22 protein-coding genes are annotated in these 21,209 nt (G+C 38.4%); 15 read left to right on the top strand and 7 right to left on the bottom strand.

Annotated features, from left to right (window positions below; all coding sequences use genetic code 11):
* Positions 1-74 precede the first annotated feature (74 nt).
* Complete coding sequence (locus ACSV5T_RS05360) at positions 75-1,115, bottom strand: YeiH family protein (RefSeq protein WP_039969534.1); 1,041 nt, start codon at positions 1,113-1,115, stop codon at positions 75-77.
* A gap of 342 nt (positions 1,116-1,457) precedes the next feature.
* On the opposite strand from ACSV5T_RS05360, the gene ACSV5T_RS05365 reads away from it, so the two are divergent.
* The 4 genes from ACSV5T_RS05365 (at position 1,458) to ACSV5T_RS05380 (ending at position 6,225) form a co-directional block, all read left to right on the top strand.
* Positions 1,458-2,003 (top strand): beta-class carbonic anhydrase, encoded by a 546-nt coding sequence (locus ACSV5T_RS05365; protein WP_039969536.1) that lies wholly within the window; start codon positions 1,458-1,460, stop codon positions 2,001-2,003.
* Between the two features lie 408 nt (positions 2,004-2,411).
* Positions 2,412-3,164: a dethiobiotin synthase gene (gene bioD / locus ACSV5T_RS05370; protein WP_295824882.1), complete on the top strand. Its 753-nt coding sequence runs from the start codon at positions 2,412-2,414 to the stop codon at positions 3,162-3,164.
* A gap of 115 nt (positions 3,165-3,279) precedes the next feature.
* The gene (gene bioA / locus ACSV5T_RS05375) at positions 3,280-4,668 is read left to right on the top strand and encodes an adenosylmethionine--8-amino-7-oxononanoate transaminase (RefSeq protein WP_438320468.1); all 1,389 of its coding nucleotides are present in this window, start codon (positions 3,280-3,282) and stop codon (positions 4,666-4,668) included.
* Between the two features lie 216 nt (positions 4,669-4,884).
* Positions 4,885-6,225, top strand: a complete 1,341-nt coding sequence (locus ACSV5T_RS05380; protein ID WP_105090090.1) for an anaerobic C4-dicarboxylate transporter — start codon at positions 4,885-4,887, stop codon at positions 6,223-6,225.
* A gap of 99 nt (positions 6,226-6,324) precedes the next feature.
* Here the strand turns inward: ACSV5T_RS05380 and ACSV5T_RS05385 are convergent, their stop codons facing one another.
* The 3 genes from ACSV5T_RS05385 to ACSV5T_RS05395 form a co-directional block, all read right to left on the bottom strand.
* Positions 6,325-6,735 (bottom strand): Fur family transcriptional regulator, encoded by a 411-nt coding sequence (locus ACSV5T_RS05385; protein ID WP_119206998.1) that lies wholly within the window; start codon positions 6,733-6,735, stop codon positions 6,325-6,327.
* A gap of 131 nt (positions 6,736-6,866) precedes the next feature.
* Positions 6,867-7,685 (bottom strand): metal ABC transporter permease, encoded by an 819-nt coding sequence (locus tag ACSV5T_RS05390; protein ID WP_287499449.1) that lies wholly within the window; start codon positions 7,683-7,685, stop codon positions 6,867-6,869.
* Positions 7,678-8,451 carry a metal ABC transporter ATP-binding protein gene (locus ACSV5T_RS05395; protein WP_438320469.1) on the bottom strand — a complete coding sequence of 258 codons (774 nt, stop codon included), beginning with the start codon at positions 8,449-8,451 and terminating at the stop codon, positions 7,678-7,680. Before ACSV5T_RS05395 ends, ACSV5T_RS05390 begins: the two co-directional genes overlap by 8 nt.
* Positions 8,452-8,598: 147 nt before the next feature.
* Here ACSV5T_RS05395 and ACSV5T_RS05400 point away from each other — a divergent pair, with 147 nt between their 5' ends.
* The 7 genes from ACSV5T_RS05400 to ACSV5T_RS05430 all read left to right on the top strand — a co-directional run bounded on the left by ACSV5T_RS05400 (position 8,599) and on the right by ACSV5T_RS05430 (position 13,937).
* The gene (locus ACSV5T_RS05400; protein ID WP_119206996.1) at positions 8,599-9,504 is read left to right on the top strand and encodes a metal ABC transporter substrate-binding protein; all 906 of its coding nucleotides are present in this window, start codon (positions 8,599-8,601) and stop codon (positions 9,502-9,504) included.
* A 141-nt stretch (positions 9,505-9,645) separates the two neighbouring features.
* Positions 9,646-10,251 (top strand): protein adenylyltransferase Fic, encoded by a 606-nt coding sequence (gene fic / locus ACSV5T_RS05405; RefSeq protein WP_119206995.1) that lies wholly within the window; start codon positions 9,646-9,648, stop codon positions 10,249-10,251.
* Between the two features lie 11 nt (positions 10,252-10,262).
* Positions 10,263-10,832, top strand: a complete 570-nt coding sequence (locus ACSV5T_RS05410; protein WP_438320470.1) for a hypothetical protein — start codon at positions 10,263-10,265, stop codon at positions 10,830-10,832.
* A gap of 165 nt (positions 10,833-10,997) precedes the next feature.
* Positions 10,998-11,669: a hypothetical protein gene (locus ACSV5T_RS05415; RefSeq protein WP_119206994.1), complete on the top strand. Its 672-nt coding sequence runs from the start codon at positions 10,998-11,000 to the stop codon at positions 11,667-11,669.
* 182 nt (positions 11,670-11,851) lie between these two features.
* A complete protein-coding gene (locus ACSV5T_RS05420) occupies positions 11,852-12,535 on the top strand; it encodes a hypothetical protein (protein WP_178884337.1) in 684 nt (227 codons plus the stop codon).
* 123 nt (positions 12,536-12,658) lie between these two features.
* On the top strand, positions 12,659-13,180 hold the full coding sequence (locus ACSV5T_RS05425) for a hypothetical protein (protein WP_438320471.1): 522 nt from the start codon (positions 12,659-12,661) through the stop codon (positions 13,178-13,180).
* A gap of 148 nt (positions 13,181-13,328) precedes the next feature.
* On the top strand, positions 13,329-13,937 hold the full coding sequence (locus tag ACSV5T_RS05430) for a hypothetical protein (RefSeq protein WP_303930117.1): 609 nt from the start codon (positions 13,329-13,331) through the stop codon (positions 13,935-13,937).
* A gap of 76 nt (positions 13,938-14,013) precedes the next feature.
* On the opposite strand, the gene fliB is transcribed toward ACSV5T_RS05430, so the two are convergent.
* Positions 14,014-14,916, bottom strand: a complete 903-nt coding sequence (fliB, locus tag ACSV5T_RS05435) for a flagellin lysine-N-methylase (protein ID WP_438320472.1) — start codon at positions 14,914-14,916, stop codon at positions 14,014-14,016.
* A gap of 158 nt (positions 14,917-15,074) precedes the next feature.
* Between fliB and ACSV5T_RS05440 the strand changes: the two genes are divergently transcribed.
* The 3 genes from ACSV5T_RS05440 (at position 15,075) to ACSV5T_RS05450 (ending at position 17,283) form a co-directional block, all read left to right on the top strand.
* Positions 15,075-15,638, top strand: coding sequence for a PepSY domain-containing protein (locus tag ACSV5T_RS05440; protein ID WP_187359568.1), 564 nt, complete (start codon positions 15,075-15,077; stop codon positions 15,636-15,638).
* A gap of 515 nt (positions 15,639-16,153) precedes the next feature.
* Positions 16,154-16,846, top strand: coding sequence for a ribonuclease E (locus ACSV5T_RS05445; RefSeq protein ID WP_438320473.1), 693 nt, complete (start codon positions 16,154-16,156; stop codon positions 16,844-16,846).
* Positions 16,847-17,004: 158 nt separating this feature from the next.
* A complete protein-coding gene (locus ACSV5T_RS05450) occupies positions 17,005-17,283 on the top strand; it encodes a PepSY domain-containing protein (protein ID WP_005387689.1) in 279 nt (92 codons plus the stop codon).
* A 494-nt stretch (positions 17,284-17,777) separates the two neighbouring features.
* Here ACSV5T_RS05450 and alr read toward each other — a convergent pair whose 3' ends face one another.
* Positions 17,778-18,890 carry an alanine racemase gene (gene alr, locus ACSV5T_RS05455; RefSeq protein ID WP_295212894.1) on the bottom strand — a complete coding sequence of 371 codons (1,113 nt, stop codon included), beginning with the start codon at positions 18,888-18,890 and terminating at the stop codon, positions 17,778-17,780.
* A gap of 369 nt (positions 18,891-19,259) precedes the next feature.
* Here alr and ACSV5T_RS05460 point away from each other — a divergent pair, with 369 nt between their 5' ends.
* Positions 19,260-20,213: a 2-hydroxyacid dehydrogenase gene (locus ACSV5T_RS05460; RefSeq protein WP_438320474.1), complete on the top strand. Its 954-nt coding sequence runs from the start codon at positions 19,260-19,262 to the stop codon at positions 20,211-20,213.
* Positions 20,214-20,427: 214 nt separating this feature from the next.
* Here the strand turns inward: ACSV5T_RS05460 and pflA are convergent, their stop codons facing one another.
* Positions 20,428-21,204, bottom strand: coding sequence for a pyruvate formate-lyase-activating protein (gene pflA, locus ACSV5T_RS05465; RefSeq protein WP_438320475.1), 777 nt, complete (start codon positions 21,202-21,204; stop codon positions 20,428-20,430).
* Positions 21,205-21,209: the final 5 nt, after the last annotated feature.

A 21,209-nucleotide genomic window follows, 5' to 3' on the forward strand; every position in this document is an offset into this window, starting at 1 on the left:
CTCCATTACTGGAGGGGTTATTACTATTCTAACTATATACAATTATATCATATTAAATTTGGTATGTATATTTCTTACCATAAACCGATCATATGTTGTGCAGCTAGGCTGACTGCTGTAATAGCAACCCAACAACAAGCACCTAATGCAAGAGCGGAACCACCGGATTTTATCAATTTTACAATATTCGTATTAAGACCGATAGCAACCATTGCCATTGTAATAAAGTACTTAGAAATAGTTTTGAATACGCTCAAGAATTGAATATCTACATTCGCATAGGATAAAGCTGTTGTAATGAGAGAACAAATTACAAAGTATAATACAAATTTAGGGAAGATTTTAGCGATGCTAACACTGCCGCCATCAGTTTGAGCAGCATTTTGTTTTGCTTTATATACTTGGTAACTTGCTAAACCTAAACAGATAGGAATGATAGCGAGGGTACGTGTTAATTTAACGATTGTCGCATATTCTAGTACTTGTGTACCAGTACCTTTCATGCTATCCCATACGGCTGCTGTAGCTGTTACAGAGGATGTATCGTTTACGGCTGTACCAGCGAATAGGCCGAAGCCCATGTTGGAAAGACCGATAGCATCACCGAATGGAGGAAATACAAATGCTGCTACTACATTGAAGAAGAATACAACGGAGATAGCTTGTGCAATATCTTGATCCTCTGCTTTGATGACTGGTGCAGCCGCAGCGATGGCAGAACCACCACAGATGGAGGAGCCTACGCCGATAAGCACAGCTGTATTAGAGTCGATATGAGTAAGGCGATAGATAACATAGGACACGATTAAGGATGTAGCGATAGTTGAAATAATGACAGGTAATGAAATCCAACCTACATGTAAAATCTGTGTAATGTTTAAGCCAAAGCCCAATAAAATAACGGCCCATTGTAAAATCTTTTTAGATGTAAATCCAATGCCGGCACCAGTTTTTTCGCGCTTCCAAGATGTGAATACGGAGCCAATAATTATACCTAAGATGATAGCAAAGATTGGACTACCGATAAGGTGAAACTCTAGGCCTAATAGCCAACAAGGAATAGCGAGGACCGCGCAGAGCAGAATGCCTGGCAACGTTTTTTGATTGATACCCATAATAAAAACCTCCTTACTGTACATACAGTTCACGTCATATGTGGTATCATGTGGCGTTTCTCTTCTATAGTTTTAATAGTACCACATTGGGGGAATTATAATCTACCATTAATGTAAGAAATATACAGTATATTCATTTTTATAAATATATAAGAGCGGAAGGCATAATAAATGAATATTAATTATAAATATAGAATTAATATTAGTTTTATGGGTTTCTTGTGAAAGTTATAAGTTATAATAAATATTTATGAGTGATAAATTTCACTTGTTTTGTAGTGAATATATTGTATATAATGAATAGAATCTATTTTATAGATAGAAATGTAAATGAGGTACCTTATGATTGATATCAAAAAAATAATTGAAACTAATAAAGAATATGTGAAAAACCATCCTGAATTACCAAAGGCTGGACTAACAAGCCATCCTACAAAGAAAATGGGTATTGTAACATGTATGGATACGCGTTTAGTATGCATGCTTGAAGAGGCATTAGGTTTTAATCGTGGCGAAATTATCGTCATTAAAACAGCTGGTAATAGCGTAACACAACCTATCGATAATATCGTTCAAAGCTTGCTTGTTGCTACCTATGGTATGGGGATTGAAGATGTATTAGTCATCGGCCATGAAAACTGCGGCATGATTGATTTCTCCGCTACAACATTTATGGAATCCATGAAAGAAAAAGGTATCAGTGAAGATGCAATCCGCATGATCGAACCAGGCCTTATTGACTGGATGGATCGTTTCCATATCTCCGAAGACAATGTAATCTATACAGTTAATTTCTTGCGTAACCACCCACTATTCCCAAAAGGAATGGGATTCTATGGTGGCATGATGGACCCTGATACAGGCGAATTCCGTTATATTGAGATTTAGTGGTGGTCTCGATGGGGCCCCTCTACATAACTACATTTAGGTAAAAAAGAGTGATGACTAAAGTCATCACTCTTTTTCTTTTCCCCAAATAGCCAACCTATTATTAGCGTATTCAAAGGGGCGGATATGACTCTATGGGACTAGTACGGAGATAATGTTATAAAAAGCAGTGTCCCTAAGCGAAGCGCGACTTAGTTTACTATGGAGCGATGAGCTAGGTTCTGTGATTTTTAATTTGGCTCCCACTGATGTATTGGGGCCCCATATAGTCCTATCATGGTTAACCTTAAGCGTAATAATAGGTTGACTATATATTCCGTTTGGCTGTATATTGTAATTAGATTGTAAACTTACTCACATAAATTAGTTAACCTATGCGGCGTTAAGTATCGCTGAGAGGAGACATGTATGAAGCAGTTAGGTATTTCTATAATTGGTACAGATACGGATGTAGGCAAGACGTTTGTGACCGGGCTGTTAGGGGCTATGGCTGTCGATGATGGTTTTGCGGTTGGTATGGTTAAACCAGTGTCCTCCAGTGCAGTACCTTTTCCTGAATGTGTAACGATGGATGAGGATAATTATAATGTTGGTCTTGAAAGCAAGGATGCTACACATTTGATGCGATCAGCAGGTATTCCTGAATCTCGTCGACATGAGGTTAATCCATATGCTATTGCTGGTGATTTTTCTCCTCGTCTTGCAGCAGAACTATCTGGTATAGAAATCGATTATGATGGTGTAGTGGCTCATACATTAGACGTTGTTAATCGTTATGATTTAACCTTTGTAGAAGGTGCTGGTGGTATTACAACACCGCTCTATGGGGATAAAACTTTCACAGATTTGATGAAAGATATTAAATTACCAGCTATCGTCGTAGCGGATGGCCGTCTAGGTTCCATTAACCGCGCTATTTTGACCTGTGAATACGCGAAGATGCACGGTATTGAGGTGAAAGCCATCATCGTAAATGATACAACAGCAGTAGATCCGTTCTTGTTAAAAACAAATGTAGAGGATATGGAGCGCTATACAGGTATTCCTGTAGTGGCTGTTGTACCACCATACCAAGGTCCGGAGATTCAAAAGGTTCAGCTTGGTTGGGCTCGATCCTTTGTGGATTCTAAGAGAGTATGGAATACAGTATTAGGTATATAGTAGTTAGATATTGTAATTTAGACTAATTATTTATGGTAATAGATTGTTATAGTAATTGAGTATTATAGGTATTGAGAGTTATAGTTTGTAGAATTTGTACGTATGAGGTGACGAAATGGCAGAGAAACAGCTTTCACAAGCAGCACAATGGGACCATGAGTTTGTATGGCATCCATTTACACAAATGCAAGATTGGTTAGCGCAAGAACCAGTGGTAATCGAACGTGGTGAGGGGGTATACCTCATCGATGAGAACGCTAAAAAGTATTATGACGGCGTGTCCTCATTATGGGTTAATATTCATGGTCATAACCATCCCGTATTAAACCAAGCATTGAAGGAACAAGTGGATAAGATTGCCCATAGTACATTGCTAGGTCTTGTAAGTCCACCATCTGCACAGTTGTGTAAAGAATTAGTAGAGCTTGCGCCAGAAGGCTTAAATAAAGTATTCTTATCCGATGATGGTAGTACAGCTATTGAAGTTGCCATTAAGATGGCTTACCAATATCGTCAACTTGTAGGGCAAACAAAGAAAACTAAGTTCATTGCTCTAAATGCAGGCTATCATGGGGATACATTAGGCACCGTATCTGTAGGAGGTATTCAATTATTCCACCAAGTATTCCATAATTTATTATTCAAACCTTTGACATTGCCAAGCCCTGGCGTATATCGCGACGTAGCTGATCGAGAAAAGGCCTTTGAAGAGTCTTTGGCTGAATTAGAGCGCATCCTCAATGAAGAGGGTGACGAAATCACAGCTCTCGTTATGGAACCATTAGTACAAGCTGCGGCAGGCATGCTCGTAATGCCTCATGGCTATTTGAAACGGGTTCGTGAATTAACGGCGAAACATGATGTATTCCTCATTGTCGATGAAGTAGCCACAGGCTTTGGCCGTACTGGTAAATTCTTTGCCTGTGAACACGAAGGTGTGGCGCCAGACTTTATGACCTTGTCTAAAGGCATTACTGGCGGTTATATGCCTCTCGCTGCCACATTGACTACACAACGTGTATTCGATGCCTTCCTCGGCACATTTGAAGAAAAGAAAACCTTCTACCATGGACACTCCTATACAGGTAATGCCTTGGCTTGTGCCGTTGCATTAGCTTCGTTGAAAGTATTCCGCGATGAAAAGGTTATCGAAGGATTACCTAAGAAAATTGAGGCTTTCACCAATGCATTGAAGCCAATTGAAAACTTGAAACATGTTAAAGAGGTTCGTCAACGAGGTCTCATCGTAGGGATCGAACTTGAAAAAGATGTGGCTACTCATGAAGCATACCGTCCAAATGATGCGGTAGGTGCTAAGGTGGCTATCCTTGCTCGTGAACAAGGCCTCATCTGCCGTCCAATCGGTGATGTGGTGATCCTCATGCCGCCATTGGCGTCCACTGTGGAGCAATTAGAGGATATGGTTCGCATTGTTGGTGAAAGTATCCAACGCGCTACAGAAGAAGAGGGAATCCTCGAAGATTTACGCCCAATAATTCTATAACAATTTACGTCTAAGTATTTTATAAAGATTTAAGGTAAACGTAAAAGCTATATATGTCATGATTCTACGGTTCTAGAGTCGGCGGCATATATAGCTTTTTATATGTTTAGCGTATAATGTTTCGGTAAGTCTTTAAACTATAGACTATACATTGTGAAAATTCGATGATATTTTTGCATATCTATGATACTATATACGTATAAAGGAGGTCATCGTATGGACATTTATGTAATTATGCAAGTTATTATTTTATTTGGTGCCATCTTCCTCGGCGTTCGTCTAGGTGGTATGGGCATCGGTTACGCTGGCGGCCTTGGTGTAGTGTTGTTAAGCCTCGGCATGGGAATGTTCCCAGGGCAGATTCCTTGGGATGTAATTCTCATCATCATGTCTGCTATCGCTGCTATTTGTGCTTTACAACTCGCTGGCGGTCTCGATTATTTGGTGCGTATTGCAGAAGGTATTTTGCGTAAAAATCCTAAGCATATCAACTACTTAGCACCAACAGTTACGTACTTCTTAACGCTATTGGCAGGTACAGGTCATACAGCATTCTCTATGATTCCAGTAATCGTAGAGGTGGCGAAAAGTGAAAACATTAAGCCATCTGTACCATTATCCATCGCCGTTGTAGCAAGCCAAATTGGTATTACAGCGAGCCCAGTATCTGCAGCAGTAGTTGCTATGAGTGGTTTCCTTGAACCATATGGTGTAAACTATCCAACATTGCTTGCCATCTGTATTTCTACAACATTCGTAGCGGTTATGATTACGGCATTTATCATGTCTACCTTTGCAAATAATGATTTGTCTTCCGATCCAGTTTACCAAGAACGTTTGGCAGCAGGTCATGTGGCTCCACCTCGTGAAAAGAGTGCTGATTTCCACTTGAAACCAGGTGCAAAAACTTCTGTATTGATTTTCTTGATTGGTATTATTTGTATCGTATTCTATGCAACTGCCATCTCCAAGAACATTGGTCTTATTAAACCTGTTATTTTTGGTCGAAATGATGCCATCGTTGGTTTCATGATGGTAATTGCAGCGGCTATTACATTCTTCTGTAAAATTGATACAGCACAACTTGTTAATACAAGCACATTTAAATCCGGTTTATCCGCATGTGTCTGCGTATTAGGCGTAGCATGGTTGGGCGATACTTTTGTAAAAGGTCATATCCCTGAAATTAAAGCTCTTGCATCTAGCTTGGTAACAGCATATCCATTCCTATTAGCTGTAGCATTCTTCTTTGCTAGTACATTGTTGTATAGCCAAGCGGCGACTACACAAGCATTGGTACCAGCTGTAATTCTAGCTCTCGGCATTACGCCAGAGAACCCAGGATCCGTATACATTATTATCGCTTCCTTCGCAGCCGTATCTGCACTCTTCGTATTGCCTACATACCCAACACTTTTGGGGGCTGTACAAATGGACGATACCGGCTCAACACGAATCGGTAAGCTTGTATTTAACCATCCGTTCTTCATCCCTGGTGTACTTGCCATCGCGATTTCAGTAGCACTTGGCTTTGTAGTTGCTCCATTGATGTTGTAATGGTGAAAGCTAATTAAGGCTAATACAAAAGATAATAAAATTACAAAAGGACGTATCTCTTAAAGTTACGTCCTTTTTCTTGCATTTACTTATAGATTTTTACAAGCCTTTATTCTTGCAGTTTTTACAGATCCCCGCAATTTCTAGATGATGTTCTGTCACCGTGAAGCCTGCATCTGTTAGTTCCTGTGGTATTTCTACAACAGGACAGGTGTGGAGCGGAATCATGGCGCCACATTTAGTACATACTGCATAGTGACGATGCGTATGAGGGGTTATCTCATAATATGCCATATCGCTGCCCATGAGTGTTGTACGGGTAACAATATCTTTTGTTTCTAATAATTCAAGGGTACGGTAGATAGTTGACATCCATGTGGTGCTACCATCACCTAATCGCTCTGCGATTTCCATAGCAGTAATGGGTTTATCTGTAGTTGTTAATACGGACCAAATGGCTTCGCGCTGTTTGGTCTTTTTTATGCCTTCAGGCCAATTTGTTGTATTCATAACGCTCTTTCGATTCTGTTTTAATACTAAACTTGCGATACACTTGTATAGGTAAATAATTTATTTTGCACAGAATAGCTACCTTATTTTACTAATAGAATAGCTACCTATATATTGATGATTATCTTTGGTTACTTGCTAAATTGCATACGGCGTAGGATAGTTCTGATATTTTTGATAACTAATACTACGAGTAGAATTGCCACCGATGTGAGAGATACAAAACCACCTGGAGCTACGTTGAGATAGTAGGATCCGAATAGGCCGATGACCATGGCTAGCAAACTAAATCCAATAGAACAGAGTAATGTGGTCCTAAATCCTTTTTCTAGTTGTAATGCCGATGCTACAGGTAAGGCAATCATAGCACTTAATACGAGAACACCGACGATTTTAATAGAAATGGATACGGCTGCAGCCATCAAGATAGCAAAGATGTAATTGATAAAATCAACCTTAACACCGGCTACACGAGCTGCCTCTTCATCATAGGCGATGTAGAGGAGTGAGTTATATAAGAAATATAAGGTTAAAACAGATAGAATAGTTAATGCTGCAATGCTAATCATATCTGTTGTATTTACGGTTAAGATACTGCCGAAGAAGAACACATTAGCGTTAGCTTTCAACTTGCCAGAACTAATTAGCGTAATAGCAGTACCAATACTAAGTGACAAGATGATGGTTAGGATCAAATCGAGATGGTGGGAAAAGTATTTCCGCAAGAACTCGATGAGGGCACCGCAAATAGCAGTAAAGATGAAAGCCCCTAAGATAGGATTAGTATTTGTTAATAAGCCTAATGTAATACCTGCTAGCGATGCGTGGCTCATGGTGTCGCCAATCATACTAGACCGGCGAAGTACCATGAAAATACCAATACATGGACATAATAGAGAAATGCAGATGGCTACGAAGAAGGCATTTTGCATGAAATCATAACTAAACATGGTGCACCTCCTTAGTTGTAATATCATCGGCCTGAGCCTGAGCCTGAGCCTGAGCTTGAGGTGTTACATCTGTAAAGCAAGCACAGTTTTCGTGATCCATAGGATTGCGCCCCGTGCTGTGCATGATTTCACTAGCGTATTGCTCAGGAGAGCAAAGGTGACCTTGGCCATTTGCAATGTGGTAGATATTGGTTGAATTGGCTAGGGCCATTTCAAGGTTATGCTCTACGGAGATGATTGTAATATGGTGTACTTGGTTTAACTCGCGCAAAAGGGCGTAGATGCCTTCTTGGCTTTTTCGGTCGATACCAGTTGATGGCTCATCGAGTATGATAAGGTCGGGACTGCCGATGAGGGCACGCGCGATAGATACGCGTTGCGCTTGACCACCTGATAGTTTACTGATTAAACGGTCTTTGAACTCCGTCATATTGGTAAGCTCTAATACGCGATCAACTTCATGTTTGTCTTTAATCTTAAGCAATTTACGGTAGGAATCGAGGATTTCTTTTACCGTAATAGGAAATCCGGCATGGGAGAAATCATTCTTCTGAGACACGTAGCGAATATTATTGGTATCTCGTTTGATAGAGCCTTTTACAGGTGTAAGAAATCCTAAAATGAGGCGTAGCAAGGTACTTTTACCACACCCATTATCCCCAACAATGGATATATAATCACCGCTATGAATATGTAAGTTAAGGTCATTCAACACATAAGGTGGCTGACCTTGGTAGGAAAAATAAAGATGTTCTATGGATAACATATAAAAACCACTTTTCTAATTGACAAAATCTTGAGTAAGTTTATACTATAACTATATTACAAATGCAACTGAGTCGCAACTGCAACTAAAGAATGGTTACTATTCTATGAAAGCATAGCGATCAGGATTTCACAAAGGAGGACTACGATGGTCAAGAAGCTGGTTTTGTTAATGATAGGCATTATGATGGCTGCTTTATTTGCAGGCTGTGGTAATGATGCACCGAAGGAACAAGCAGGTAAGAAGATCCAAGTGGTAACAAGTTTTAATGCCATGGCTGAATTTGCAAAAGCTATTGGTGGTGACAAGGTAGAGGTATCTACTATTATTCCAGATGGCGTAGAGCCACATGATTTCGAGTTGAAACCTGAAAATATGAAACAATTGGCAACAGCTCAAGTATTCGTATACAACGGTTTTGGTATGGAACCTTGGGCACAACAAGCGATTGATGCAGCTAAAAATAGTAAACTCATCACTGTTGTAGCTACAGAGGGCGTAGAAGCTATCAAAAATACTGATCCTGAAGAAATTAAAGAACATGGTGCAGAAGATCCTCATGCATGGTTATCTTTGAAAAATGTGAAAATCGAAGTGAAAAATATTAAAGATGCTTTCGTAAAAGCTGACCCAGCAAACAAAGATTACTATGAAAAGAACTATAATGAATATGTTGCTAAATTAGATGCAATGATCAAAAAATACGAAGATCAATTCGCTAAAGCTCCTCATAAAAACTTCGTTACTGGTCATGCAGCATTTGCGTACTTATGCCGTGACTTTGGGTTAGAACAAAATAGTGTAGAAGATGTATTTGCCGAAGGTGAACCAAATGCGGCTCAATTGGCTGAACTCATCAAATATTGTAAAGAAAACAATATTACTACTATCTTTGCAGAAGAAATGGCTAGCCCAGAAGTTTCTAAAACTTTGGCAAGCGAAGTTGGTGCTAAGGTAGAAACTATTTACACAATCGAAAGCAACGAAGATAATAAAACATACCTAGAACGTATGGATGAAAACCTTACAAAAATTGCAGCATCTTTACAATAAGATGAACGAAAAAGCAGCCCTTATAGGGCTGCTTTTTTTTAGTTCTACGCATTGTGCGTAAGATTTAAAGTTGTAATATCTATAATTTTGGGGCCTATAGTATAATATATATAATGAAAATAAATTAAAAGGAGGTCCAACATGGTTATCACTAATAGATTGGGGATTACCGATTCCCCAACATTGGCTAGAGAAGAAGAACGAATTAGTAAAAAAGCGGCAACAACATTGTTTGAAGAAAACTTACTTAATGATATGCCTAGTGGTACGTGGACTACCTTGCAAAGAATCCATACTATATTATTCCAAGATATATATGATTTTGCTGGTGCATTACGAAGTGTGAATATTGCTAAAGGCAATTTCCGCTTTGTTCCTGTCATGTATCTTGCTGAAGCAGTTAGAACCATTGAAGATATGCCGCAATCTACTTTTGATGAAATTGTAGAAAAGTATGTTGAAATGAATGTCGCTCATCCTTTTAGAGACGGTAATGGTCGTAGTATGCGATTATGGCTTGATCATATGTTGTGTACAGAATTACAAAAGACCATCGATTGGAGTCAGGTGGATAAAGAGCAATATTTGTCTGCTATGGAACGAAGTCCAGTATATGACCTAGAAATAAAAACTGTTCTAGCTAAGGCACTTACGAGTGATATCAATAATCGAGAACTATTTATGAAAGGCCTTGACCATAGTTATTATTTTGAAGGATATCAATTATTTAAAAGTGAAGACTTATAAGGTATAGAATTATGAATGGTATGTTTGGCGCATATATAGAAAAATGGATGCGTTTTATCACTGTTAAAAATATGTTGTTATTAGCTGTAGTATCAGCAATTATAACTGACTTGGGATTATATATATTAACGCTAATTATCCCAAAGAGTCCATTTTTTAAAACATTTATTTGGGAGGTTATAGGCCCTATAGAACTTGAAGCAGTTCCTCTTATAGGATATGTGCTTGGAATTGTAGCGTTTGTTCTTGTATCTTCTGGTATTTTATATGGTATTTTTAAGGTCTTTAAGGGGCAGGTTACATATAAGCAACTTGTGGCAGACATGCTTTTAAATAGTTGTATTACTAGTTGGATTCATTTGATTTTCGTACTTTTTGCTGCGCCTATTTATCTTTTCTTGGATTTACATACTAAAGGCGGATCCGGTGGATTAAGCACCATAGAACTATTTAATGTCATTATCATGGCGCAACTGATGTCTAAGCAATTTGGATTGAGTCCTTGGATAACTGGTATTGCATTTTATATCGTATCCTTTGTCTTTGGCATAGGTGGCATTATGTTGTCTATGTCTCTTTAAATACATATGTAATGGAAATGTTGATAGATGCTATTAGGTGTCTATCAACTTTTTTATTACTATATTTGTTTGCATAATTTACAATAAATTTATATTTAATTTAAAAGTGTATTATGATACAATGATAGAAATATATGTGCTTTTGATGTATTTGGAGGGGAACATATGGAACGAAAATGGTATTTAGATCTTTGGGCACTTATTAGAGCGCCATTTAAACGTGGCATTCCAGAAATCGTTGAATTTGGTACAACTCAACGAGGGTTTGCTTGTGCCATGGGGATGCTTGTTATTAGTATGCTTGTGAGTTGGATTATACAAGCGGGCATGTCCTATTCCCTAGGTGCTTCACCTTTACAGCTAGGAGCTGCGTTGGGAGTTATGGCTGGAGCAGGATTTTTTGCACTAGTCTTTTATGCATTAAGTGCATTTGCTGTATTAGCTATTTATTCAGTGCTCTTTAGTTCAGTGGCTAATAAATTTGGTGCTCATACTAATTATGAGTCTATACTAAAAATTTGTTGGTATGAAAGTGCATATTCTATGTTCATATCCCTTGTTTTATCGATTGTTCAAGTGATTTTGATTCTTATCATTCAAGGGTTAAACTTAGATATTTACGCACCTCAGATTATTTTGCATATTATTAATTTTACCTATATTATTTTGCAAATTGTCTTATACATTTGGTATTTCTGGTTGAGCTTAACACTTATGGCACGTCAAATCGAAAAGGGACGTCTAGCAACATTTGGTATTGGGCTTTTGGCATCTTTAATTCCAGTAGCCTTTATTGGCATATTGGTGGGCATGGTTATGCTTGCTACATCTAGATAATTACATAGTATGAAAAATATGAAAGCAAGGTATGAATATACCTTGCTTTTGTGCTATAATAATGAACAGAGTATGAATTAAAAATAAAATAATTGTTATAAATTCGTAATCGTTGTGTTGTGTGCTGCATCATTCTATATAGAATGGTGCTTATTCTTATTGTGTAAAAGGTGGTGAGAGGCATGATGGGAGGTTTATTAGAGTTCGTTTATCGCTTATTAAACCCCATTGAAGAAAAACATCCGCGCATGTACCACTATGATGTTACCTATGGTCAGCTTGTATGGATGCTGGTATTGTCCCTCATATGTTATCAATTTACCATCGTTGGTGAAAGCGTCTATTTAGACGCTATACGCGCATTTATACGTAATTCATCACTTTTGGTAAAGTGGCAATTGTTTTCACTTCCAGTAGGGCAGCATGAAATACAAGTCTTTTTTGAGCAGCTAAGTAAACCTCGTGAGTTTTGGAATGTAGGTCGTTTTACGTGGGTGATTTTAAAAGCGGCGCTTATGTCTGGTATCTTGATAGGTTACGCTATGTTGCAAAAGCGTAAGTTTTACATTCGCGGCGTAGTAACTGGTGTTTTACACATGATGGCCTTTGCTCAACTAGTAGTAGCTATGATTACTCTTACGGCAGGGATTATGTTGATCCTTACGTCCATACCAATTTTATTGCAAGCCATTATTGGGTTTTGCATGATTGTTTTATGCATTCTTAGTACTGTATTGCTACTACAGACCATGGGGCGTATAGCCGGAGCATGTATTAATGGCAGTTTTTATGAAGGACTAAGCATTATGTTAATCGCTATTTTAGCATCACTATTATGTGAAGTGCTATATACATTAACTCGATAATATATGAGGAGTATTATGACTTGGTATAAGGACATATTACATTTATTTACAAAATTGAGTGACAGATCCTTTCAAAATATTATTAGAAATGGAACCTATACTCGAGCTATACTAAATCTTATAATGTCTACAATTGTATTATATGTGATGACCTATGCTTTGCCGTTCATAGTGAAAGCTGTGTCTCCCGCATTAGGAATAAAACGCATGACTGGTCTCACACATTTTGATCTGGTTAGTGCTTTGGCAAATGCATCATTTTTAATTTTTCAAATTATCATAGGTGCCTTTGTTATATGGCGATTACTAGTATTGCTAGGTGGTACTGGGACCTATAGGGGCGTGATGCGAAACTATATCTATGCCTTAGCTTATACGAATGCACTGCGTACCGTAGTATTAGTGTTGATCCATATAGTGGGGCTCATATTATTTTATCTATCTATGCCGAAATATGTAGGGGATATGGCCTATCTTGTAACCATGTTTAGTCAATATTATGCTGTCTTTATTGGGGCTCAGCTCATGCGCCGCTATGTTGAATTAGGTATCGTAAAAACATATATTATTATGTTTATTGTGGCGTTGCTATCAGTGTCGGTATTGCCTCAATGGATCCGATTTGTACATACCCTAGTTAAATAATATAAGATAATAATGTAGTATAACCGCAAGATGAAAGTCTTGCGGTATTTCTTTGTTTTAATTTATATTAAAATTAATTATACATAATTTAAATTTGGAAATTTATGATATAATTAAATTTATAGTATAGTTGAGAGCGGAGTTAGTTATGGATACGACATTTTTACGAGAAATATCCCTGCTGGTGCGTTCACCGAAGAAGGGAATCGATGAAATCTTCTGGTTTGGTACCCTTGAAAAGGGTATTAAAGCTGGCCTTGCCGGTTGGTGTGCCACTCATATTTTAGGCTTTGCCTTAGGTATTGTATTATTACCGCTAGCCATGACCTTTGGAGGTTTTTTATTTGGCTTTATACCAGCTGTATATGGCATATTTTCTATATTGAGAGAGATTTTAGGCCTTGGAATCTATTGGTTTGTAGGTAGCTTTATACTTTGGAAATTACTGAGCGTTCTTTTAGAGCGTGAATTTGATTTCCAGCAAGTATTAATGGGCACTGCCTATGTGGAAGGCTATACAGGAGCACTTGGATTAGCATTAATTTTGGTATCTATTATTTGCATTTATATTACGCCATTTTTAATGATCCTATTAGTTCCCCTAGCATTAGCTTACGTTGGTGCCGTTATCTACGTAGCTGTCATGCTTTTATCTCGGATTATGAAAGTAGAGCCTATCACTGTAGGCGCTGTATATATAGTTCTATATATTATTAACCTTTTATATAACTGGATTATGCGCATACTCTTTGCGTAAATATATAAGACCTCCTAGTTTTATACTAGGAGGTTTTTATTGCTTTGAATGAAATTTTAGTAAAAGTAGTTTGTCATTATTGAAGAGAATCATAATGTTGTAATAGTAGTTCTACATTGTCTTCATCGTATTCGATTTGTTGGGACCATCTTGCGACTTGTTTAAGCGGTGAACCCTCTATAGCACTTGTGATTAGTATGTATTCTACACCATCTCTTGCGTAGGAGAGGATAGATTCCAAAGAATAGTCTGCTAGCATATCGATTTGACGATATAAGATGTATTGGAACACCTTGTTGAATAGCCCCATATCGTGATTTGCTATATAGCTTTGTACAGCGGTAATAAGTTTTTCTATGTCATGAGATAATGTATTAATTTGTACAGTCCATTCTTCATCGATAGGCTCTGTTGTACCGTATAAATCTAACAGTTTCGCATAATACTGTACATCAGGATTTGGGCTGTATTGAAAGTATGATGAATCTATATCAAGGGCTAATAGTTCAAATATATTCTGAATAATTAAACGCTCGTCAGGACTAAACTCGCTATCATCGTCTTCAATGGTAAAGATTATCTGATCAGATTGAGTATCCTCTGCGAGTAGTTCAACCGATGCTTCGCAGGATAGACCAACCCCACATAGTTCGAGGTCTTCAATATATTTATAGAATCGTGGGTGCATGTGGCATGTATCGCATAGGCCTTCTTCACCGAGTTCGAGCACAACCTTACAGAGACCGTTTTCATTGAGTAACGGACACATTGGTTGCGCTTTAGAAAATACGAAATGGCTGCCTTCATCATCCACAGTGATAGCTTGGCGTAAGCTTTCACCAAGAGGGCCTGTCATGGTGTGATAGCGCTCAGCAGTGACCTTGTCGATATCGATGGTCCAAAGTTGACAACATGTATTTTCACATCGATCTGCTTTGCATTGAAATGTGTGATATATGGTAGGATATAATGAAATCATAATCGGCTCACTTGTAGTAAAAAATATTCTACGTGCATTGTATCATAGGGGAGTTGTCTATGCATTAATATTATAAATAAAGATTAATAAATCGTATTGATTTAGTGTATAATTGTATATATACACACTATGGTCCTGTTTGAGAGATGGAGGAGCCTATGAAATCCTTATTTGTAAAAGGTAGCCTTGTATTAGCCTTGGCAGCAGTGTTTGGTATGCCAAATGCAAGTGCAGCCCATTTAGTAGCGGTAGAACCAACTGTTGCCGTTGTTGATGGAAACCATGCAGCGATTGTAGGTGCCAATGGTTTATTAAATGCATTTATTCAGAATCATCCAAATGCAGCTATCACAGAAATCGCCTTTGATGCGGATGGTGGTCAAATTAGATATGATGTAGATGGTTTTGATGAAAGTGGCAAATATGAACTTACGTATATCTATGCCACAAATCAAATCTTTGAAAAACGTGAAGGTGACTTCCATAAATCTTTAAAGAAAAAATCCTTTGATCCTCGTGAAATCTTACCGCCAGCAGCAGTAGTTAATTTTGCATATGCTCAAACGCAAGGCAAAGCGACAAGCCTTAATGGGTGGTCTGTACAGTATGATAAAGGTAAAATAGTATACAAAGTTAGCTTCGGTACAGAAGGTGACAAAGAGGTAGATGTACGAATTGATGCTATGAATGGTACTTTATTATCTGTTAAATTTGATGATTAAACCTTTCTATAATTAGTAAATACAACTTAATAGTTAAGGGCTTATTATTTTAAATATAACAATTAAACTCCTTAAAACTGTCTTTTTTGTAGTAAATGATAGTTTTAAGGAGTTTTTTTGTGAAAGTTTGCTCATGAAATGGGATGTTTAGATTATGAGAAGTACAATGAGAGGCCGTGGTTCCTTTATACATGGGATATATAGCTTTTTAGATTTGGTTCATATAATACTTAATTGTAAATCGAATACTATAGAATTTCATTTAAATTACATATAAATTCATTTTAGACTCACGCCAAAATAAGCTGGACCGATGGGTTCTACATTTTTATTTCATAGATTATGGATAATATGTGTCCAGTCAAAGGACAGAACTCAAATATATCGGGAATTTCCAGACTATATATCTACAGTCCACGCTAGATATATGTTTTGGAACTATAACGATAACACCGAGTTGGTTAAAAATATATATGCGTAGTTTTGCATATATATGGATTATCAAGGAGGATATTATGAAAAAATCTATTTTGAAAAGTAGTATTGCTTTAGCAGTAGCTGGCGTATTTGGTGCTACTGTAGCAGTAACAGCAGCTGAACAAGCAACACCAGTTCCTGTAACTCAAGAGGTAGCAGCTACTACAGCTCCTGTCGCAGAACCTGCTACTCATCAAGTGGTTCCTACAATTCAAGTAACTCCAGCAGCTAAAGTAGAAGCAGCTCCAGTAGCAGCTAAAACAGAAGCAGCTCCTACAGCAGTTAAAGTTGTACCAACAGCGGCTAAAGTTGAAGTGGCTCCAGTTGCACCAGTAGCTCAAGATACTACACCAGTTCCAACAGCAACTCAAGACGTAAAAGCTCCAGTAGCTCAAGACACTGTAGTTCCAGCAGCAGCTAATCCTGCAGCAGCAACTCCTACAATTGAAACTGCAGCTGTGGCAAAAGCTCCTAGCGAAGCTAAAGTAGTGCGTGCAGCAGATAAAAAAGTAGAAGCTAATAAAGAAGAAAAAAATACTAAAAAAGCGCAAGCACACAAAGCGCCTAAAGTAAAAGCTGACAAAGCAGTTAAAGCTGATAAAGCTGTAAAAGAAACTAAAGAAGTAAAAGCAGATAAAAAAGCTGACAAAAAAGAAACTACTAAAGAGGAAAAAAAAACTCTAAAAGTGGAAAATCACAACCTAGCACAACAAGTAAGCAAGCAGGCGTAGTCGATCAAAATAGTATTTTCGTAATTGGTGCTAATTATTTAATCGACCAATTTGAAAATAAATATGGCGACTCTAAGATTACTAATGTATCCTTCAAAGCTGCCGATAAAACTGCTATCTATGAAGTAGACGGTTTCAATACTAGTGGTGCCCATTCCATGACTCTAGATGTGGCATCTGGTAATGTAACTGAAGGTACTCCTAAAGCATATGATGCATCTATGGAAGCTAGTGCTATTGATGCTGGTACTGTGTTACCTCCACATGTGGCGATCAATGCAGCCTTCGCACAAACTGGCAATGTAGCAACTGGTATTAACTCTTGGTCTGTAGTGAACCAAAATGGTAAACCTATATATACTGTAGAGTTCCATGATGCACAAAACAAACCTGTATCCATTGCATTGGATGCTAAAACAGGTATGGCCGTAAAATAAGCTAATCCTAAGCCTATCCTACTGTAAAGCAAACCCCTTTAATACACGAACACTAAACACATAATACTATACACACTTACACACATACACAACACACATACACAATACACTTACACACACAATAAACAATTACACACACGCAGCCCTCTGGATTGGATAGACAAACATTGACTCTCTCCTATGCCGTCTGTCGTTCAGAGGGCCCCTTATGCATTGTGGTTCCCTCCCAATCATAAGATTATATACTTGGTATATAATACTCTCTCTCACAATAAGAACGTAACTGCTTTACAGTACGCTAGGTATAGGAGAGCAGGAAAGCCCGTAATACATGTAGACCGCTGCATGTATTACGGGCTTTTTCTATGTCCATTCAATATAAAAATGTACCATATAAGAAAAATCCGTAGCAGAAATTGGAAAAGCGCAGATACAATGCATATCTGCGCTTCTTGTATATGGAGCATTTACTATTGGTAACAATAGTTAGTTTTTTATATGTATTGTCGAGGCACGCGTTCTGAGAAACCACAAAAGATTTCATAAGGAATTGTAGATGCAAGAGCAGCAATCTCGAGTGCAGAGATGCTTTCATGACCTTGGGACCCTAAGAGAACAACCTTATCACCAGGTTGTACAGTAATCGTATCTGGAACGGCTACCATGAATTGGTCCATACAGATGCGGCCTACTACAGGACAACGTGTACCATGAATAAGGACCGTACCTCGGTTAGATAAGCTGCGAGGATAGCCATCTGCATATCCCACAGGGATGGTAGCAATCGTCATTGGTTCAGGTGTTACATAGGTAGATCCATAGCCGATACCTTCGCCAGCTTCCAAATGCTGTACATGTACTACTTCGCTATGGAAGGAGAGAACTGGTTTCAAACCCAAGCGATTTGGTACATCAAGGGATGGCATAATACCGTATTGAATAATGCCAGGTCGTGCATCGGTGAATAAGCTATCTTTTACAGATAACAACCCAGCACTATTGGCAAGGGAGAAACGATAGTCCGCATCAGGTCTAAATGCACGAATTTCATCGACCATTTTATGGAACTTTTGTGCCTGCCCATGAGCGTGGCTTTGATCGGCTGCATCGGCGTTACTCATATGAGAAAAGAAACCGTCTACTTCAAGATTTTCATAGGATTCAACGCGTTTAATGAACTCCACAGCATCCTCTGGTTTGATACCGATACGATGCATGCCTGTATCGACAGCGACAGCAACGCGAATGATCATATCGTGGTTTTCCGCTACTTTATCGAGGGCATCTAAATCGGTAGATTCGCATACGGCAGGGATGGAATTCGTGTCTGCTACAAGCTCAAAAGATTGTGGCCGTGTGAGACCTAGTAGGTAGATTGGTACCATAATACCTGCATTGCGAAGCGGAACCGACTCTTCAGGAATAGCAACGGCTAAGGATTCATAACCTTCCTCAACGGCTATACGGCCCATCATAACGCTGCCGTGGCCATAGCCATTGGCCTTGATAACAGCTGTAGATGTGCTCCATTCCGGTAAACTATCTTTAATTTTGCGCAAGTTCTCGCGAACGAGACTTGTATTTATGGTCAAATAGGTGGGTCTCATGGTATTCCTCAATTCTATATAACATTAATCTTATTGTATAACTTTTAGGGAATTAAACAATACTTTTGTGAAAGTTTTATACAGAAATATTGGTATTATTTTGAATTTTATAGCTTTTCTGCATATATTATATACAATAATTGTGAAAGTATACTAATTAATATAGTTAGCTGTGATATTAATAGTATAAATTTATATAAATAATAGTATAATTTATAGTAGGGTATGATATATGCTTTTTCTAGCTAATAGATTGGTTATGAATGATTTAGACAAAATTGTAGTCATCTAACATCGTGAACATAGCCAGATTACTTGTAGGTTTGGAATTAATAAATATGTAATATAGCATCTATGTAGGAGGTTCCCATGAGCGAACGTGTAGTAGTAGTAAACGCAGGTAAAATGAATTATGACCATGCATTAGATTTCTCCATATTATCTAATGATGTACAGGTTTATGACGACAGTACAAATGAAGAGCTTATTGAGCGTATCCAAGGGGCTCGTGTAGTAGTAACAAAAGAGCTTCCTGTTAATGCTGAGTTACTTTCACAATTCCCAGATACAGTAAAGCTCATCGTTGAAGCAGGTACAGGCTATAACAATATTGATCTTAATGCAGCAAAGGAACGAGGGATCACTGTGTGCAACATTCCAGCGTATAGCACAGAGCGTGTAGCGCATACGGTAATCATGATGATCCTCAATTTTGCATCTACAATGCAACAACAAATCGGTATGCTCGCTAAAGGTGATCGCAGCAACTTTACAAAATATTTGCAAGTGAGCCACACAGAAGTGAATGGTAAAACATTAGGTGTTGTTGGTGCTGGCCACATTGGTATGGAAGTGATCAAAGTAGCTAAAGCACTTGGTATGAATATCTTAATCCATACGCGTACACCAAAGGCTGATGGCGACGGCATTCGTTATGTAAGCCTTGATGAATTACTAGAAAATAGTGATTATATTACATTGCATTGCCCGTTGAATGACCAAACTAAGTACATGATTAATAAAGAAACCATCGCTAAGATGAAGCCAAATGCTGTTATCGTCAATACAGGTCGTGGTCCTCTTATTAATGAAGCCGACCTTTGTGAAGCATTAGCGGCTAAACGTATTGCAGGTGCTGGCCTCGATGTACAAGAGGTAGAACCTCCAGCAGAGGATAGCCCTCTATATACATTAGATAATGTTATCATCACACCTCATATGGGTTGGAAAGGTCTAGAAACACGTCAACGTTTGGTAGGCATCATTCGTGACAATGTACAAGCCTTCTTTAAAGGTGAACCTATTAACGTAGTGTCTAAATAAAATAGATATTAGAATAAATAGAATATCAGATTGAACACTGCACTGATAGTAGTGAAAATAGTGTACCAATTATAGATATTTAAATAGTCTATAAATACAATAAGAGCCGTCCCCGGTTGTGTGGGGGCGGCTCTATTGTTTAGGGCTATCATAGATCAAGTTTTTAATATATATGTGTATATATATCAAGGGAGGTAGTTATCCTCGAACTTGATTATGATTGATGTTGTGTTTTGATGGGACTCCACCAATGGCGTCGATAGGCCTTGATGCCTTCCACCACGGTTCTTGTCGCTTTAGCCGCTATATCTTTTGATGCGGCCGGTATGCCCTCTAGGCGATAGGTGAGACCTAACTCCTTATATTTAGCAGTACCCATAACGTGATATGGTAAGCAATCAACGGCTTGTAAATTTTTCAGAGATCCTAGGAAAAAGCCTAGACGATAGTGATGATCTGCATTATCTGTAATCGTAGGGACTACAACGTGACGAACCCAAATGGGAACACCCACGTCTGCCGTCAATCTAGCAAAAACGAGAATGGGCTCTAACGGTTTGCCTGTTAACCACAGATGTTTATCAGGATCGATTTCTTTAATATCTAGGATGACGAGACTAGTGACACTGAGTAATTTACGGTATGCCACCTCTTGGTGGGGATCAAAACAAATTCCACTTGTATCTAAACAGGTATGGACGTTTCTTTCACGGAAATATGTGAAAAGCTCAGTAACAAAGTCGATTTGCATTAGAGCTTCCCCACCTGTGACGGTGATACCACCATTAGTATAAAATTGGCGGTTACGTTCGTACTGGTCCCACAACTCCTCTACAGTCATGAACTTAACATCATCGCTAGTTTCATTCCATGTATCGGGATTGTGGCAATAAGCACAACGCATGGGGCATCCTTGGAGAAAAACCACCATGCGCATGCCTGGACCATCAACCGTACCCATCGTTTCAACCGAATGAATACGTCCTGTCATAGTAA

Origin of the sequence: Veillonella sp. ZSJB6 (assembly GCF_051549505.1) — a bacterium.
Taxonomy (GTDB): Bacteria; Bacillota; Negativicutes; order Veillonellales; family Veillonellaceae; genus Veillonella.

What these genes read in the sequence shown, in the direction of transcription:
- ACSV5T_RS05360 (WP_039969534.1), bottom strand. Translation starts at nt 1,115, where the DNA reads ATGGGTATCAATCAAAAAACGTTGCCAGGCATTCTGCTCTGCGCGGTC.
- ACSV5T_RS05365 (WP_039969536.1), top strand. Translation starts at nt 1,458, where the DNA reads ATGATTGATATCAAAAAAATAATTGAAACTAATAAAGAATATGTGAAA.
- bioD (WP_295824882.1), top strand. Translation starts at nt 2,412, where the DNA reads ATGAAGCAGTTAGGTATTTCTATAATTGGTACAGATACGGATGTAGGC.
- bioA (WP_438320468.1), top strand. Translation starts at nt 3,280, where the DNA reads ATGGCAGAGAAACAGCTTTCACAAGCAGCACAATGGGACCATGAGTTT.
- ACSV5T_RS05380 (WP_105090090.1), top strand. Translation starts at nt 4,885, where the DNA reads ATGGACATTTATGTAATTATGCAAGTTATTATTTTATTTGGTGCCATC.
- ACSV5T_RS05385 (WP_119206998.1), bottom strand. Translation starts at nt 6,735, where the DNA reads ATGAATACAACAAATTGGCCTGAAGGCATAAAAAAGACCAAACAGCGC.
- ACSV5T_RS05390 (WP_287499449.1), bottom strand. Translation starts at nt 7,685, where the DNA reads ATGTTTAGTTATGATTTCATGCAAAATGCCTTCTTCGTAGCCATCTGC.
- ACSV5T_RS05395 (WP_438320469.1), bottom strand. Translation starts at nt 8,451, where the DNA reads ATGTTATCCATAGAACATCTTTATTTTTCCTACCAAGGTCAGCCACCT.
- ACSV5T_RS05400 (WP_119206996.1), top strand. Translation starts at nt 8,599, where the DNA reads ATGGTCAAGAAGCTGGTTTTGTTAATGATAGGCATTATGATGGCTGCT.
- fic (WP_119206995.1), top strand. Translation starts at nt 9,646, where the DNA reads ATGGTTATCACTAATAGATTGGGGATTACCGATTCCCCAACATTGGCT.
- ACSV5T_RS05410 (WP_438320470.1), top strand. Translation starts at nt 10,263, where the DNA reads ATGAATGGTATGTTTGGCGCATATATAGAAAAATGGATGCGTTTTATC.
- ACSV5T_RS05415 (WP_119206994.1), top strand. Translation starts at nt 10,998, where the DNA reads ATGGAACGAAAATGGTATTTAGATCTTTGGGCACTTATTAGAGCGCCA.
- ACSV5T_RS05420 (WP_178884337.1), top strand. Translation starts at nt 11,852, where the DNA reads ATGATGGGAGGTTTATTAGAGTTCGTTTATCGCTTATTAAACCCCATT.
- ACSV5T_RS05425 (WP_438320471.1), top strand. Translation starts at nt 12,659, where the DNA reads ATGTCTACAATTGTATTATATGTGATGACCTATGCTTTGCCGTTCATA.
- ACSV5T_RS05430 (WP_303930117.1), top strand. Translation starts at nt 13,329, where the DNA reads ATGGATACGACATTTTTACGAGAAATATCCCTGCTGGTGCGTTCACCG.
- fliB (WP_438320472.1), bottom strand. Translation starts at nt 14,916, where the DNA reads ATGATTTCATTATATCCTACCATATATCACACATTTCAATGCAAAGCA.
- ACSV5T_RS05440 (WP_187359568.1), top strand. Translation starts at nt 15,075, where the DNA reads ATGAAATCCTTATTTGTAAAAGGTAGCCTTGTATTAGCCTTGGCAGCA.
- ACSV5T_RS05445 (WP_438320473.1), top strand. Translation starts at nt 16,154, where the DNA reads ATGAAAAAATCTATTTTGAAAAGTAGTATTGCTTTAGCAGTAGCTGGC.
- ACSV5T_RS05450 (WP_005387689.1), top strand. Translation starts at nt 17,005, where the DNA reads ATGACTCTAGATGTGGCATCTGGTAATGTAACTGAAGGTACTCCTAAA.
- alr (WP_295212894.1), bottom strand. Translation starts at nt 18,890, where the DNA reads ATGAGACCCACCTATTTGACCATAAATACAAGTCTCGTTCGCGAGAAC.
- ACSV5T_RS05460 (WP_438320474.1), top strand. Translation starts at nt 19,260, where the DNA reads ATGAGCGAACGTGTAGTAGTAGTAAACGCAGGTAAAATGAATTATGAC.
- pflA (WP_438320475.1), bottom strand. Translation starts at nt 21,204, where the DNA reads ATGACAGGACGTATTCATTCGGTTGAAACGATGGGTACGGTTGATGGT.